The organism is Porphyromonas sp. COT-052 OH4946 (assembly GCF_000765965.1).
Lineage (GTDB): Bacteria > Bacteroidota > Bacteroidia > Bacteroidales > Porphyromonadaceae > Porphyromonas > Porphyromonas gulae.
In genome coordinates, this window is record NZ_JQZY01000024.1 from 127,385 (window position 1) to 144,434 (window position 17,050).

At 43.0% G+C, this 17,050-nt stretch carries 12 protein-coding genes and 2 pseudogenes; 5 read left to right on the forward strand and 9 right to left on the reverse strand.

The window, feature by feature from the left end; genetic code table 11:
* Positions 1-215: 215 nt before the first annotated feature.
* The 7 genes from rbr to HQ50_RS08735 form a co-directional block, all read right to left on the reverse strand.
* A complete protein-coding gene (gene rbr / locus HQ50_RS08705) occupies positions 216-794 on the reverse strand; it encodes a rubrerythrin (protein ID WP_039429863.1) in 579 nt (192 codons plus the stop codon).
* A 341-nt stretch (positions 795-1,135) separates the two neighbouring features.
* Positions 1,136-1,627 carry an OmpH family outer membrane protein gene (locus tag HQ50_RS08710; RefSeq protein ID WP_018965930.1) on the reverse strand — a complete coding sequence of 164 codons (492 nt, stop codon included), beginning with the start codon at positions 1,625-1,627 and terminating at the stop codon, positions 1,136-1,138.
* Positions 1,628-1,661: 34 nt separating this feature from the next.
* A complete protein-coding gene (locus tag HQ50_RS08715) occupies positions 1,662-2,174 on the reverse strand; it encodes an OmpH family outer membrane protein (protein WP_026292352.1) in 513 nt (170 codons plus the stop codon).
* A gap of 68 nt (positions 2,175-2,242) precedes the next feature.
* On the reverse strand, positions 2,243-4,918 hold the full coding sequence (locus HQ50_RS08720) for an outer membrane protein assembly factor (RefSeq protein WP_039429796.1): 2,676 nt from the start codon (positions 4,916-4,918) through the stop codon (positions 2,243-2,245).
* Between the two features lie 17 nt (positions 4,919-4,935).
* Positions 4,936-5,700 (reverse strand): isoprenyl transferase, encoded by a 765-nt coding sequence (locus HQ50_RS08725; RefSeq protein ID WP_026292351.1) that lies wholly within the window; start codon positions 5,698-5,700, stop codon positions 4,936-4,938.
* A gap of 77 nt (positions 5,701-5,777) precedes the next feature.
* Positions 5,778-6,485 carry an outer membrane beta-barrel protein gene (locus tag HQ50_RS08730; protein ID WP_039429799.1) on the reverse strand — a complete coding sequence of 236 codons (708 nt, stop codon included), beginning with the start codon at positions 6,483-6,485 and terminating at the stop codon, positions 5,778-5,780.
* On the reverse strand, positions 6,472-7,842 hold the full coding sequence (locus HQ50_RS08735) for a DUF6242 domain-containing protein (protein ID WP_039429801.1): 1,371 nt from the start codon (positions 7,840-7,842) through the stop codon (positions 6,472-6,474). The genes HQ50_RS08730 and HQ50_RS08735 overlap by 14 nt, the downstream gene beginning before the upstream one ends.
* Positions 7,843-7,964: 122 nt before the next feature.
* Here HQ50_RS08735 and HQ50_RS10910 point away from each other — a divergent pair.
* Positions 7,965-8,387: pseudogene (locus HQ50_RS10910) on the forward strand (ISAs1 family transposase); the annotation flags it as partial.
* A gap of 99 nt (positions 8,388-8,486) precedes the next feature.
* Here the strand turns inward: HQ50_RS10910 and HQ50_RS12240 are convergent.
* Positions 8,487-8,657: pseudogene (locus tag HQ50_RS12240) on the reverse strand (IS4 family transposase); the annotation flags it as partial.
* Positions 8,658-8,669: 12 nt separating this feature from the next.
* Positions 8,670-10,025, reverse strand: a complete 1,356-nt coding sequence (locus HQ50_RS08740) for an IS5/IS1182 family transposase (RefSeq protein ID WP_039429804.1) — start codon at positions 10,023-10,025, stop codon at positions 8,670-8,672.
* Positions 10,026-10,409: 384 nt separating this feature from the next.
* Between HQ50_RS08740 and HQ50_RS08745 the strand changes: the two genes are divergently transcribed.
* From HQ50_RS08745 to HQ50_RS08760, 4 genes are all read left to right on the forward strand, one after another.
* Positions 10,410-11,825 carry a glycosaminoglycan attachment site gene (locus HQ50_RS08745; RefSeq protein ID WP_152566924.1) on the forward strand — a complete coding sequence of 472 codons (1,416 nt, stop codon included), beginning with the start codon at positions 10,410-10,412 and terminating at the stop codon, positions 11,823-11,825.
* Between the two features lie 77 nt (positions 11,826-11,902).
* On the forward strand, positions 11,903-13,471 hold the full coding sequence (locus tag HQ50_RS08750) for an ATP-dependent endonuclease (RefSeq protein ID WP_039429806.1): 1,569 nt from the start codon (positions 11,903-11,905) through the stop codon (positions 13,469-13,471).
* Positions 13,456-14,484 carry an AAA family ATPase gene (locus HQ50_RS08755; RefSeq protein ID WP_039429809.1) on the forward strand — a complete coding sequence of 343 codons (1,029 nt, stop codon included), beginning with the start codon at positions 13,456-13,458 and terminating at the stop codon, positions 14,482-14,484. Before HQ50_RS08750 ends, HQ50_RS08755 begins: the two co-directional genes overlap by 16 nt.
* 166 nt (positions 14,485-14,650) lie before the next feature.
* Positions 14,651-16,876: a GH92 family glycosyl hydrolase gene (locus tag HQ50_RS08760; protein WP_039429812.1), complete on the forward strand. Its 2,226-nt coding sequence runs from the start codon at positions 14,651-14,653 to the stop codon at positions 16,874-16,876.
* The last annotated feature ends 174 nt before the right edge of the window (positions 16,877-17,050 follow it).

The following is a 17,050-nucleotide window of genomic DNA, read 5'->3' on the forward strand; positions in this document are numbered from 1 at the left end:
CGACAATCAGGATGCCGGATTAGGTGTATTTATCTATGACAATACAGCCGGAGACACCAATATAAGAAATGCTCCTAAAAGGAAGGGAAAAACTAAGCAAAAAATCCTCTCATTCGAGGGGTCAAACAGAATAAAAAGAGGCACGACTCTCCCGAGTGGTGCCCCCTTCAAAAACATGAGATCAGATAATTACTTCGTCTCTATATGAATGATCCTCAGTAATTCGTTTTCATAGGCTCGAAGTAAGCCTGCGGATGAGCGCAAGCAGGACATAGCTTCGGAGCTTTCTTGGAAGTAACCACATAACCGCAATTGCGACATTGCCATGCGATCTCTTCCGTCCGCTCGAAGAACGATCCATTTTCCACATGAGCCAAAAGAGCCAGATAGCGGCGTTCATGCTCGGCTTCGACCTTAGCTACCTGACGAAATACGGCTGCAATTTCCTTAAATCCCTCTTCTTCGGCAGTTTCTGCAAAAGCCGGATAGAGGTCTGTCCACTCTTCATTTTCGCCGGCAGCCGCCGCGCGCAAGTTTTCGGCTGTGGAACCGATTATTCCTGCAGGAAAAGAAGCCGTTATCTCAAGCATGCCGCCTTCCAAGAAAGAGAAAAACCTTTTGGCATGCTCTTTTTCCTGCTCAGCGGTTTCCATGAAAACTCCGGCTATCTGTTCGTAACCCTCTTTCTTGGCAACACTTGCGAAGAAAGTATAGCGAGACCGAGCTTGCGATTCGCCGGCAAATGCCATGAGCAAATGCTTTTCTGTCTTTGTCCCTTTGATACTTTTGTTCATAGTTGTTTTCTTTTTATTGACATGATGAGCGTCCGGCTCACACCACAAAAATAGGTACTAACAGGCAATAAAACAAGAAAAAACAGGAATAAATATACCTACACATAGGTATTTAAATTCTTTTATCCTGAGTAGAGCCATGGAAACACGCAATAAAACAACAAAGGAGAAGTAAAAAGATCCGGCCGATCTTGGTATAGTCCGGTGCCTGATTTTTCACAGAGTAAGCGAAAAAAAAGACTTCGAACGAATCTTTTATACACGTACAAAAAAAGAGTGTGCCTAATCGCACTATCGCGATCAGGCACACTCTCTAAAATATCTCTTGGACTTGTATGTAATTACTGGATACCGAGTTTCGCTTTTACCTTTGCGGTCAAGTCAATAGCTGTGACGCCGGTGTAAAGCATCATGCCGGCCTCCATGATATAAGCACAATTTTCTTCGTCACCAACCTTCTTGATGGCATCGGCCACCTTTTGTTGGATAGGAGCAAAAAGCTGTTGCTGACGCTTTTGTAAATCCTCCTGCATCGTTTGGTACGACTGCTGATAACGAGTTTGAATATCCTGAAGTTCCTGCTGACGACGATTGCGGATATTCTCCACAAGACCATCTTTCTCCTTTACGAAGTCCTCCATCTTCTTGTTCAACTCATCCTCCATACTCTTAAGATCAAGGCGATACTTTTCAGCCAATTCATTCAGCTGTTTTGTAGCGGTTACTTGTTCGGGCATTTTGGAAATGATGTCCTCAGTGTTTACCACTGCCACCTTTTGCGCCAAGAGGCTCAAAGGAAGAGCCATCAGAAGCATGAGAAAAAATTTCTTCATTTCGTGTTGTTTATTTATTCGTTAGTAATATTCTTTACTTGCTAAAGCCCATCTTGCTCAAAACAAGATCACTAATATCGATAGATGGGCTGGCAAAGATGATGCCCGAAGTACCTCTGTCAAGTACCATCTGGTAGTTGTTACGCTTGGCAATCTCTTTGATAGCATTCCAAATCTCGTCCTGAATGGGCTTCATCAGATCAGAGCGTTTCTTATACAGTTCGCCCTCCGGCCCGAAATACTTCCGTTTGAGTTCGGATGCTTGCTGCTCTTTCTTTACGATGGCTTCTTCCTGACTTTTCTTTTGGGCTGCAGACAAGAATACGAGATCGCTCTGATACTTCTTATACATAGACTGGGCTTCATTCTCCAGAGCTTCGATTTCATTTTGCCATTTCTTGGAAACCTGATCGAGCTGCTCGTTCATCATCTCATAGTCAGGAATATTCTTGAGGATATATTCCATATCTACCAAAGCAAACTTTTGGGAGAAACCGGAGAAAGCTATCGCCAGTGCAAAGCCGATCAAAATCAAAAACCGTTTCATATCGCCATTCATGTTTATTTGTTAGTAACTATTTTATTAGACATGCCTCTCAAACGGAGTTTAACCGATCAGAACTCCTGACCGAGTACAAAATGGACATTGCTTCCTCCTCGCTGGAGAGAATTGTCAGGACGGTCGAATCCATACCCCCAATCTATACCAAGCATTCCGACCATGGGCAATGTAACGCGCAGACCAACACCAGCGGATCGTTTCAGGTTGAAGGGGTTATAATTGTCAATAGTGCGCCAGGCGTTCCCTGCTTCGGCAAACGCCAAGAACCAAGCATTGAATGAGTTTTCAAATAGAATCGGGAAGCGCAATTCCATTGTGAGACGCATATACGCGTATGCATAGTCATAGTTATTACCGGCAATAGATCCGTTTTTATAACCACGCAATCCAATCGTCTCGTTCATATAACCACCGTAGTAGCTGGACATACCATCGCCCCCCATGTAGAAAGTACCGAAAGGCGACTTCTTATTGGAATTGTACGAACCAAGTACAGCCCCTTCCACACGACTCATGAGCACGGGCGTATATTTATGCGTAGCAGGATTGAGCAATGGAGTAAAGACTCGTCCTCTAAACTTCCACTTGTGATACTCGATAAATCTGTAACGATCGCTTACGCTCAGGTTCTGGCTGGCATAGTCATGATTGTCCCACAAAGAATAAGGGAGGGTGGCAGCTACAGAAACCATGAAGTCGGATCCGCTACGGGTATAAATCGGGTTATCGATGGAAGTACGGGAGAGACGCAACTCCAAATTGAGATCATTGGCTGAGCCATGATGGAAATTCTGGAAGGTATTGTAGCTCCAATTGCGTAGTCTATAGTAGGTATAGTTCAGAGAAGTGTAAATCTGGAACCAATTGTCAGGCCATGTCAAACGCTTACCATAACCAATCGAAGTACCCAGCATCTGAAGCGAGCGATCCGGATCACTGGCCTGTGTATAGAGATCACCGGCGTAACCGGACATTCCATTGTAATAACTATTATAGTTGTTGTAGTAGCTATTATAATAGGCATTGTAATAATTGCCGGCATTGCTATTATAGAATTTGGAGTCAATAGCCGTGGTCTTCGAATAGAAAGCACTGAAGCTGAACATATCCGGCCGCTTACCACCGAACCAAGGATCCATAAATGTGACACTATACTGCTGGTAATACTTACCATTGGTTTGTGCACTCAGCGACAGCGTCTGTCCATCTCCCTGCGGAATAATACCTTTCTTATACATTGAGGGATGGAGCAGATTCGCGACAGAGAAGTTCGTGAACTTAATGGCTCCTCGGAACAGGAGTCCGGACTGGCTCCAACCTACAGAAAGTTCCAGCTGATCGCTGCTGCGCGGCACCAAATCATACTCTATATCCACCGTACCTGTCTCCGGATTGGGGATCGGACGAGGAATAGATTTTTCAGCATCGAAATGCCCGAGCTGATTGATCAGACGAATAGAGTTAATGATATCCTCCCGACTAAAGAGCTGGCCCGGCTTTGTGTAAAGTTCTCGGCGTACGACATCTTCGTAAACAACGGTATTCCCTTTGATGATCACCTTATTGATATTGGCCTGCTTACCCTCGGCTATACGGATATCGAGCGAAACGGAATCCCCAACCACGTTAGTCTCTACTGGATCGACCCAGGCAAAAATGTAACCATTGTTATAGTACAGGTTTCCGACAGCATCTTCATCTTCATTAAGACGCTTCGCCAATCGTCTTTGATTGTACACATCTCCGGATTTTATTCCGAGCACACGCTCCAAGTACTCCGATGGATATTGCGAATTGCCGACAAAATTGATATCCTTAATGTAATACTTCTGTCCCTCATCGATATTGAGATAAATATCCACTCTCTTGCCGTCGGGAGCCTTCACGACACTGTCGGTCAGTATTTCAGCATCACGATATCCATATTCCTGATACTTCTCTATCAGTCGGACCAAATCTTCACGATAGTTCTCTTCCACAAACTTATGAGTACTGAAGAGCTTCAAGAAAGATGAGCGAATGTGCTTCCTGAGACTGAATTTGGCATTGGTGTTCTTCATAGCCATTCGCAGCTTATGATCGCCAAGAGCCTTGTTGCCAGAAAAATAAATTTCATTCACCTTGGTTTTGCTTTTCTTCTCAATTGAGATAAGCACATTGACAAAGCCATCTTTGGAAAGATCCGGTTCCTGAGTTATCTGTACGCTGGCATCGCGATAACCTTTCTCACTAAAATACTTCTGTACGATTTGCTTGACCTTGTCTTCATTATTTCTGGTCATCTGAATCCCTTCGCGAAGACCGGTTTTCATTTCGAGATCTTCTCTCTCGGACTTCTTTACCCCGCTAAAAGTAACCTTACTGATACGAGGACGTTCTGTGACAATGATTTTCAGATAGACCTTATTGCCGACATATTTATCCGCGATGATTCGCACATTTGAGAAGTAGCCCTGACGCATAATTCTATTCACGGCAGCAGACATGGCATCTCCGGGAATCAGGACTTCATCACCTACAGCCAAGCCGGAAAGATTGCGCAAGACAAAGTCATCGAAAGACCTCATCCCCTCGATCTCAATAGATGCTATGGTCTTATGAATAGGCTTGGCATAGGATATTTCAGGGCTATATATAGTATCCTGAGGGGTCAGATCCGAGGACTGTCCTTTCAGGATCCCTATACTTGCGCAGAAGAGAGCTGCTACGGCAATAATCTTTTTGTACATAGTCTTTCTCAAATGATTCAATATTTATTTTCTCCGAGAGCGATTTGCTCGCTGGTCTTGCCGAATCGACGCTCTCTCGAAGAGTATTCTTCTATGGCAGCGGCCATGCAGTCGGCGTCAAAGTCGGGCCAAAGCGTATCGGTGAAAAACAATTCCGTATAGGCCATTTGCCACATAAGAAAATTGCTGATGCGCTTCTCCCCCCCAGTACGAATGAACAGATCCGGATCGGGAATACCTGCCGTGGAGAGATGATCGGACACTAAATCGACATCTATCTTCTCCGGCTCTATACTTCCATCCCGTACATCCAAGGCCAATCGACGAATAGCATCGGTTATTTCCCAACGAGAGCTGTAACTGAGAGCTAAGACCAAAGTCAAGCCGGTATTTCCGGCAGTCTCGCGAATACCTTTTTCCAACGATTCCCGGACATCTTCGGGGAGTCGGGAGAAATCACCTATAGCGAGAAGACGTATATTATTGGCCAGCAAATCCAGCATTTCATTCATAATGGCTGAAACAAAAAGACTCATTAAGGCTCTGACCTCTTCCTCCGGACGATTCCAATTTTCGGTACTGAAGGTATAGGCAGTCAAATAGTCCACACCCCAATTGACTGCTGCACGCAAAGCGACACGCAGGGCATTCACACCGGCCACATGTCCTTCGCATCGCTCTTTGCCACGCATCTTCGCCCAACGGCCGTTACCATCCATGACCAAAGCGATATGCCTCGGCACTATAACCGCTGACTGGAGCTTGTCTCCATCACCTACCATCTATCTCTTTTTTATCAAGATATTTCACCTAACGACCAATCCAAGAGAGGTCTATTTCCTTAGAATGTTTCGAGGCCCTATTGTTTATTACAAAAAGTCTTACGCAGGCCGAAGTCGTACGTAATCCTAAGCACTAAAGCCCCTGTAGCATCCTTGTTTTTGACCCAGGAGTCGTTGATCTTATATGGATCCTCGAGCCAAACACTTTTATCTGTCAGCGCATCCAGAGCATCGGTAAGCAAGCCCGTGAAAGAATACTCGATACCGACATTGATCCGCGGTTTAAGCTTATACTTCACCCCCATTCCGACAGTAATCCCGGGAGCAAAAGCCGAACCTTTGGCACCCGAAGCCAAACCCAAAGACAACCCGGCTGCTACATAAGGAGACAACCGCGCTGTACCAAGATACTTATAGCCATCACTATAAGGGAGAAAGTTAAATTCGCTTCTAACGTGGAGCTGAGTCAACCCAACATTAAAACCCGCTTGAGCAAAATCGGGGAAAACATTCCCGGACTTATCGGTATTGCCTCTCAATGTACGCCAATCCAACATGGCACTGAAAGCCCAACGAAAATTATAATTGTAGCGTCCGACCAACTCCAAACCAACTCCGGAAGAACCGAACAAGCCTCTGTTTGCATCACCGAAATACTGAGCAGCAGCAAGACCTCCTCCTATTTCATAGAGATAATCCTGAGCAGCTATCCGGCCGTTACACACAGCAAACAAAGCAATGGCGGCACAGATCCGTGCCGCATAGTTCTTACTAATTGTTTTCATTCAGTTTCAGGATACCCTTCCATATTGTGGAAAAGAATGTTCCTGAAGAGCTAACGCCTCCCAACTGATATATATTGTAAGCTCCATCATCAAACGCACAGACGAACGGCAACGGGTAGCCGGCTGTGTAGAAAGGATCGGCCGGCAACATAATATCCGCGACTCCACGTTTCCATGTGATGCCCTTATCTGTCGAATACGCCACAGCCACTCGCTTTATACCTTCGGCTTGTTCAGTAGCATAATAGTACAAGTTACCATCCGATGGAGTTTGCACCAAAGCCCCTTTTTCCATTGATGCGGGAATTGCTCCGGCAGCCAAGTCAAGCCCGAACCAATCGTTTCCATTGCTCGTGATCCAAACGGAATCGGCAGGAACACCCGTACGCGTTACACCACCGACTAAGCGGAGCATCGGATGATTGTTTGCTTTATATAGTTGAGTACTGAAATTGCGAACAGGGAAAGTTTCGGGAGCTTGCTCCTGCCAAGCATGGGCTCCATCGATATTAGTAGCAAAGAACAGAGAGCCATTTTTTTCAGCAAGTAATACCAGTGTGTGACTTCCCTGTGGCCAAAGCATGGCACCCAGTAGGGCTGTCACAGGAACTTCAGAAGGGAGTAAACTCCAGTTTGTGAAGTCATCGCTTTGATAAATACCCGAATCTGTTAGAATCCAAGCGTGTCCATCTTCAGTCACAGCTATCTGCCGACACGCACCCGACAAGCCGGATGAAGACAGTAAAGACCAATGAACAGGGTTCTTCCTGTCAGATGAATATAACAATGTCTTATTACCTGTGGCTGCAACCATATAAACCTTATCAGCATGCGTTACAACATCGACAAAAGAGGCATTGATGTCCGGTAAAGCTACCCCATCAAGTATGTGCCAAACGAACGAAGTCGGTTGATAATCATAACGATTGAGGGTAACGGTATACTTTTTCGTTTTCTCCCCGCTTTCATCGAAAACCATCAAATGCAAGGTATGACAATCGCGCAACCACAAAGAGTCCTTATTGTGCCAATCTTTATATTCCCCATCATTAACCGCTACTTGCAACTTTTTTGCAGAGAGATCCGTAACGAGATTCATTAGGACAGAATCTAAAACCGTGCCATAAGGCATATATTTCTTATTAACAATTGTCCCTTTTGCATGATCGATAGAGAAAAACACTTTTTCTAAATCCGGATTCTTCTTAGCGGAAAGGTAGAATCGGTGGATTTGCAGATCAACCACATTCACGTCTTCGATATCTAACTTGGACTCCTTACAAGAGACCAAAGCTATACCTGAGCAAAAGGAGATAAAAATCCAAAAGAGATATCGGATGAAATGTTTCTTGCACATACCTATAATAATTTTGTGTACAAAGATAAGATATCTGCCGACTTATGTAACAATCGCAGGCTATCGCATCCAGGGCAACCGCATCAAAATAAGGATATCTTTGGGATTATGCATGTAACAGATTTTTCAAGGAGGTAAAAGATCCTCGTGCTGTAGGTCGCTGTAAGTATAAGTTAAGCGACATTTTAGTTATCGCCTTGGCGAGTTATCTGTTTGGTGGATAGGATTATGAGTCAATGCACGAACTGGGTTTAGAGCGAGGAGAATCCCTTCGTCCATTGGTTGAACTTCCTAACGGCTGTTCTGGCGCAGATACGTTTGAGCGTGTACTCCAACACATTGAACCTCATTGCTCTTTAAGCTTGTCTCAGTGTTTATGGAAAAGACTTGATTAGCGATTTAGAGAGTAAACATATTGCCATAGATGGCAAGCGTTTGCATGGCTCCCAAAAGAAGACCGGGCGTACATATATACTCTCGGCATGGATTGATCAAGTGAGCTTAAGTCTTGTTAAGAGACAGTTGCAGACAAACAGAATGAATTAGTCATCCCTTAAAAAGCATTTGCAAGTGAGAAGTCATTCATCGATGGTCTCTCGCTTAGCTTTTCGCTTATTATTTTGAGCAGGTGCAAAAGAGCCNGCCTTGAAACGGAATTTGCTACGTTGCCACAAGCTCTGCTGTCCAAAATGTTGAAAAGTGGCATAGTAGATATCTCTGAATACCTTACTATTCCTGTGAGCGTTCTGGTAAGCGATGGTAGATTTAGAAGGTGCACGAGCTATTCCTAAGTGGTTGAGATTGCCGTTGGCAGAATTAGTCGTTCCTTAAAAAGCATTTGCAAGTGAGAAGTCATTCATCGATGGTCTCTCGCTTAGCTTTTCGCTTATTATTTTGAGCAGGTGCAAAAGAGCCTTCATGGCTCTTTTGAAGTTGTAAGCAGCAGCTGCCAATAGGATGTTCACAGCATCCCCTGCCACTCCCTTGTAAAAGTTGCGGTTTAAACGATGATCTGATTTCAAGTGTCCAATGGTAGGTTCTATGCCTGCTCGCTTGCAGAATAGTTTGTGTTTCTTGCGCTTCTGATACCTGCTATCTGAGGGCTTGGGAACATCCGGTATTAAAATCTGAGTGCCATTAACCTCTTTCTTACCCCGATAGCCCCTGTCGCCTGCCTGTATCTTGATCTTTCTCTGTGTGAGACGTTCTACTTGTGCCAACGAGGCTGCTATCGTGTGTCCATCATACTCATTACGAAATGATTGGGCACCAAGAATAAGCCCCGTAGCCGAGCNCTCTCCCGGATTACGCTTGAGCTCTCGGACTAATCGGCCGGCTATGGTTCGCAATTTCCTATCCGCTCTGAGTGCCTTTTGGCGATTCTTGGGATGATGGCGAAAACGTTGGTCGCGATAAATGCGCTTGAGAACAAAGGTATAGCTTTGACGAAGCGGTAGCTCCAGCTTATGGACGATGTCCAGAACCTTACGGACAATCTTTTTATGCAACTTGGCATCTGTAGGATAGGTGATATTCTTCTCTTGAACGGTCGAATCAATAAAAGCCGTGTCATGATGATGCTCGTCATCATCTTCGTTATTGACACGAATGCTTTCTTGGAANTAGGTGATATTCTTCTCTTGAACGGTCGAATCAATAAAAGCCGTGTCATGATGATGCTCGTCATCATCTTCGTTATTGACACGAATGCTTTCTTGGAAAATGAGTTCTATCCCCTTCTCACCAATGCGCTTGCGAAAGTGCACCAATTCAGAAGAGGCACAGGGGGCATTAGGGATGAACTCTTGCATGCCACAAAAGTATTGGTAATAAGCATTTTCACTCCATTGCTCNCGAAAGTGCACCAATTCAGAAGAGGCACAGGGGGCATTAGGGATGAACTCTTGCATGCCACAAAAGTATTGGTAATAAGCATTTTCACTCCATTGCTCCACAACGGATTCGTCTGAAAGATTACGAAGGTGTTTGAGAATCAACAAGCCACACATCAAGCGAATGGGTTTAGCAGGACGACCATTATTCTGACAATACAGAGGGGCGAAGGCTATGTCGAATTTTGCCCAATCTATTTTGTCGGCTAGTTTGTAGAGCGGGTGCGATGAGTTCAGCATGTCGGAGAGACTGCTGAAGAATGATGGGGTGCTATGGGGCTTTGTAATCATAAAATCTGCAAGTTTCGTACGATGAAGATACGAAAACTTGCAGATTTAGCAAAGATATTCGCAAACTAATTTGCTGAATATCAGAGATTAAAGATCTATTTAAGGGACGACTATATATTCAGAAAGAACGCACTCCCGCTCACTGTTCTATTATCATTAATTTTGATGGGTATCGTCTCTGGTGCATGGTGGCAACCGAAGTGCAGCTGCCACGAAATAAAAATATGGACTTTGAACCATCTATATCCTTGATTTATGAAATCAGCTCGCATGTATTTTCATCATTTTATTCCTCTTTTTTATTATGAATGAGTACCTTTGTGCAGTCTATTTACTATACGTAAATAAAAATTGTACAGTAACCCCAAAGTGTTGACAAAGGATATGAAACCATTGAACCCTAATAAGGCAAATCTTTTACTCCTTTTTACAAGAGACCCTTTTGTTAAACTTGTAAACAAGGAGTTGGAATATTATTCTTCTAAAGACGACTCGCTGATAGGTTTTGTTTCTTTAGATAATAAGGATAAAACATTCCATGCAATGCTTTTCGACCGAGATTCAAGAAACAAGTATTGTCCCGTTTCTATGAATTTGGATCTTGCTTCAATAGAGGAAGCAAGAAATGCTCTAAAAGATATGATGAGTACATATGTACGAAATGATGAAGCTCTGAAGAAAGAGCTTCCGGCAAATGACTTTTTCTCTCCGATTGTAAAATCTGAGCAACAACATCCATACTTTACCATGCTATTGGATAAGGATGGATTCTTTACGGCGGCAAAATCTGTCATTGAAGAGTTGTCTTTTCACTACGAGGATAGAGATGGCAATTTTGTAGATCAATTCCAATCAATAAATGGCTTTGATGCACGAATTTGGGAATTATATTTATGGTGCTATTTCAGGGAGGAGAACTTTCATTTCAACTATAATCATGCAGCTCCAGACTTTTTGATAGAAAAAATAGGATATGAGATTGCAATAGAGGCAGTTCATATCAGTCGTAAACAAGGATTAGATGAACCTACTAATATTCCGACAGTTGAAGAAATTTACAAAAAAATGGAGAATGAGATTCCTTTAATGTATGGCTCTCCACTATATTCAAAGTTAAACCACACATATAAAGACCAACCATATTGGGAGCTTACACATGTAAAGGGCAAGCCATTGGTCTATGCCATTGCCGATTTTCATGCAAATATGTCTATGACTTGGTCTTTTCCAGGCATTGTAAGTATCTTGTATGGTATTGATCAGAAAGCAATCCATAATGATGACGGTACAATATCATTAGAAAACGAAGCCGGTATCACATTTCAGAAAAAAGAAATTAGCATTAAACCACTTTTCCTTGATGACAAATTCAAACATGTGAGTGCTGTATTATTTTCTCCTTGTGGTACTTTGCCAAAATTCAACAGGATGGGAATACAGGCTGGCTATGGCAACAATAAAAACAAGTTATATCAAATTAAGATGTGCTATAATTCAAGCCCGAATGCAATTTTACCAGACGTGATTGGTAAGGTAGTGAATGAGGAGTGTAGGGAGACATGGGCAGATGGCATTCAAATATTTCATAACCCATTTGCCGAGATATCGTTAAATCCAAACTTTTTTCCACATGCTGGACATCATTTCTACAAAGATGGACTTCTTAGAAGTATAGTTCCCAACGGGCATACCATTTCAACTATGACGTACAATATCAAAAATCTTCCTATTGTTCCTCCTTCATTTAATATGCATTCTTCAGATGAATACGATAAGGTTATTAAGAAATGGAGGATGTAACAAACAAGTGTGTATTTAATGAAATCTCATGATATCACTTTCCTATAAATCCAAATCTTATTGCAAACAACAAAGAAATGATTACCATAGCAAAAATAAAACTACATAATTTCAAGAGATTCAAAGATCTGTTTTTTGATGTTAATCCCGATATTAATATTTTTATTGGTGATAATGAATCTGGAAAGAGTACAATTCTACAAGCGATAGATATTGTTACTCGAGGAAGTAGAACACGCATTGAGAATATTGGTCTCGACAAACTTTTTAATATTGAGGCTATCCGTGAATATATGAGCGGGGGTCGAGATTTAAACAAGATGCCAGAGATGTATGTGGAACTCTACTTTCCTAATCAACCAGATCCCTCATTAGAAGGGATGAACAATAGTACAGGAAACCTATATTCAGGTATAAGATTGCGTTGTGTCCCCAATGATGAATATAGTCAGCAGATTGCACAATTGCTGCAAAACCCTAATGCTTCTTTTCCTTTGGAATTTTATAAAATTGTATTTGAAACTTTTGCTGGTGAATCATTCAATGCTTATACTAAGAAGCTAAGTTGTATTTTTGTTGACAACTCTACAATAGGTAGTCCTCGTGCTATGCGTGACTATGTGAATGATATTTATCATGCACAGCTAACTGATGAGCAACGTATAAATGCAAGATATGCCTACAAGGATAGTAAAGTTCGATTTCAGAATCAAATATTGGCTCAATATAATGCTTTGATACCACCTTATAGTTTTGCGATAAGGGAATCTGCTGACGATAATATTGAAACTGATATTACACTTTTAGAAAATGATATTCCATTAGAAAATAAGGGAACTGGCACTCAGTGCTTTATAAAAACAGAACTTTCTATAAACAGGGCAGTTAATAGTATTGATGCAGTATTGATTGAAGAACCAGAAAATCATTTGAGCTATACAAAGATGCTGGAACTCATTGAGCTTATAAGAGGAACTCAAAATCGACAGCTCTTTATCTCTACTCATTGCGACCTTATTGCTACAAGATTAAACCTGAAAAAATGTCTGCTTTTTAATAGCTCATCTACCAATGTTGTTAGTTTGGGGGCTTTACCTGATGATACCGCTGATTTTTTCATAAAGGCTCCAGATAATAATATGTTACAATTTGTATTATCTCCGAAATCCATCTTGGTAGAAGGAGATGCGGAGTTTATTTTAATGGAGGCTTTGTATAAAAGAACGGTTGCTAAAGAACTTTCTTCAAGTGGAATAGGGGTTATTGCTCTTGGTGGAAAACGCTTCAAAAGATATTTGGATATAGCAAAATTATTGAATAATAAAGTAGCGGTAATAACCGACAATGATCATGATTATACTGTTAATGTAACAAATAATTACTCGAACTATACCCAAAATCAGTTCCCCAATATCAAGATTTATTCAGATACAGATAACACAAGGAACACTTTCGAAGTGTGTATTTATCAAGACAATCAAGCCATATGCGATAGTGAATTTCAAACTCCTGGACGTAAGTTAGCCACAAAGGATTATATGCTTAAGAATAAGGCAGAAGCAGCATATCTGTTGCTGAATAATAAAGCTGATACAATTGTTGTTCCTCAATATATACAAGATGCAATAAGATGGATAGACGCTTAATACTTGCAGTCGCAGGATCTGGAAAAACGACTCACTTGATAAATACATTAAACTTGGAACAGCGTTTCTTGATAGTTACCTACACGGATAATAATTTAGCAAATATCCGCCAACGTATAATCAATACTTTTGGTTATGTGCCTCAAAATATAACGCTAATGTCATATTTCCAATTTTTAATACGTGTATGTTATCGCCCTTTTCTCAAGGATAAAGTTCGAGCAAAAGGCATCACGTGGGATATGCCAAACCAGGAAACATTAAGATTAAAGCGAAACAGCCCTTTATTTTACCTCACGAAAGGGAAGTATTTGTATCATAATAGGATTGCCAAGTTGTGTTTGGAATCTTGTGCAAAATTGATTAGAGAACGTATAGAGAAATTTTATGACTACTTTATGGTCGATGAAATTCAAGACCTTGGTGGGCATGATTTCAATTTGATACAAGCCATTACTCCTACAACTATTGATTGTTTATTTGTGGGAGATTTCTACCAACATACTTTCGACACCAGCAACGATGGGAATGTTAATAAAGGGTTATATCAAGACTACGAAAAATACAAGAAAATATGGTCTGCCATTGGGATTACTATTGATGAGAGGACACTTTCCAACAGTTATAGATGTTCGCCCACAACTTGCCAACTTGTCACACAACAATTACGCATCCAAATTTCTTCTCATCGGAAAGATAATACAAAAATCATTTTAATAGATAATCAAGATGATGCAGATGCCTTGTTTGTCGACAGCGAAAAAATCAAATTGTTTTACAGAGAGGCTAATAAATATTCGTGCTATGCAGAGAATTGGGGAAAATCTAAAGGTCTTGACAAGTTCCAAGATGTCTGTATTGTATTAAACGAGGCTACGTTGAAAAGATACAATAACAATACATTGCATCAATTAAATCCGTCAACTCGGAATAAACTTTACGTTGCTTACACAAGAGCAAAAAGGAATATATACTGTATTCCACATGTGTTTTTAGATAAATACAAACAATAATATTATTATAGAAACAGTAAATATGGCGTAAAATAAACCACATTATGCCCATCTCATTTTTTCAAAATTCAACATTTAAGTTGTCATAAACTTAGACAGGCCTTTTCGGGCATTGTCCTAAACAATCAGTGTTTTTTGTTTTATCTCATTTCATCTTGATCCAACGATGCGCTTTCTCCCCTACCCCATAGCCTTTCTTTCCGTCAGCCTTTTGCTTTCATGTGCAGGCAGCAAAAGAGGAAAAGATATTGACTTCACAAAGTACGTGAACCCCCTTGTCGGAACCGACTGGGTAGGCAATACCTATCCGGGGGCTACGGTTCCTTTCGGTATGGTACAGCTAAGCCCGGACAATGGGAAAAGCGGCTGGGACTATATAGCCGGTTACTATTATCCCGACACGATGATAGCAGGCTTCAGCCATACGCATCTGAGCGGCACGGGAGCCGGCGACCTCTATGACATTCGCTTTATGCCGATCGGCAAAAGTTCTCCGGATGAAGCCGGCCCGAACGACCGTATACGGACATCATTCAGCCACAAAAACGAGACAGCCGAAGCCGGATATTATGCCGTGAGGTTGGACAATGGCATCAAGGTGGAGCTGACGGCCACCGAACACTGCGGCATTCAACGCTATACAATCCGGGACTCTGTGCTGGAAGTTTGCCTCGATCTTAATAGTACGATGAACTGGGACAGGACGACAGACAGCCGTCTGCAACTGATCGACAGCCACACGATAAGCGGTTATCGCTTCTCGGATGGTTGGGCACGGGATCAGCGCGTATTCTTCCGCAGCAGATTTTCCCTTCCGATAGAGCAGTTCACGATAGACAGTGTGCCCCAATATACCAATAACGATACGACGCAAATCATCGGTTACGGCCTTGTAGCCCACCTTTCGTTTCTAATGGCCGAATCCGACAGTACGCTGACGATCTCCACCGCCCTATCGGGTGTGGACGAAAAGGGAGCGGCTAACAATCTGGCGAAAGAAGCTCCCCACCATGATTTCGACCGCTACCGTGCAGAGGCATCGCAGCTGTGGCAACGCGCCTTGTCGCGTATAGTGGCAGAGAAAGGAGTATCGTCCCAAGCAGACACCATTTTCTATACCGCGCTCTATCACAGTCTGCTCTGCCCGACGGTTTTCAGCGATGCGGATGGCCTTTACAGAGGAGCGGACAAAAAGATCCATACGCTAAAGACGACACGCAAACACTACAGTACCTTCTCGCTCTGGGACACCTACCGAGCTGCTCACCCCCTGTACAACATCCTCTTCCCCGAACGTGCGGCCGATATGGCGGAAAGTCTCGTCGCCTTCGGTGAGCAAAACGAAGGGCTGCTGCCCGTTTGGACGATGTGGGCCGGAGAAACGGATATGATGATCGGCTACCATTCCATACCGGTCATCGTAGAAGCCTATCGAAAAGGCAATTACAAAGAGAATCCGCAGCGCATCATGCGCCTGTTGGTTTCGACCATGGAAAAAACCGGCAGAACCGATATGGACAACTATCGTCGCTTGGGCTATGTGCCGGCCGACTGTACGAACTGGAGCCTGAGCAAGACGATGGAATACGCCTACGACGATAGCTGCATCGCGCTCTTTGCAAGGGAAAACGCAGCGGCAGCCAAGCGGTCGATGGCATATGCACACCATGCCAAGTCGTACCAAGAGGTATATGATCCGGCAAGTGGTTTCTTCAGGCCCAGATTGGCATCGGGGGAATGGAAAGTTCCTTTCGATCCTTTCGAATATAGCGAGGACATCACAGAGAGCAATGCCTGGCAATATCTCTTCGGAGTCCAGCATGATACCGAAGGTCTCATGGGACTGATGGGCGGTGCAGATTCGATGGCTCGCCGTCTCGACCTCTTTTTCGGTACCTCTACTCCCCCTCATATAGCATTGCCGATCTTCAGTACGGGAATGATCGGACAATATGCTCACGGCAATGAGCCGAGCCATCACGTGGCTTACTTGTACAACAAGGTATCGCAGCCATGGAAAGGAGCGGGGATAATACGCCGCATCCTGACGGAACTATACAAAAACACTCCTGACGGTCTATGCGGAAACGAAGACTGTGGCCAACTTTCGGCCTGGTACGTATTCTCAGCTCTGGGGTTCTATCCGGTGGATCCGATAAGCGGCCATTACGAACTGGGATCGCCCCTGTTCGAACATGTGACCATCCCTCAGCCCAATGGTCGCATCTTTCGACTGACGGCTCACAATCTAAGCGAGAAGAACCGGTATATCGAGTCCGTAAAAGTGGATGGCAAACCCTATCACAAGTCATATATCACATGGAATCAGATCAGAACCGGTGCGCATGTGGAGCTGTTCATGACCTCTCGCGAGGGACATTGCTGGTATTGATTCGGTACTCGATGAGCTTTCAAAAACAAACAAAATAATGGCTCCATTGAACCGAATGTGATATTCTGGAGAGAAAACGCGTCCGAAAAAACAATTCTTATCCTATATTTGTAAGAAAGCTGTACCACTACGGCAAAATCGAGACCTGCACGGTTTTTCATTTTTGGATCGAAA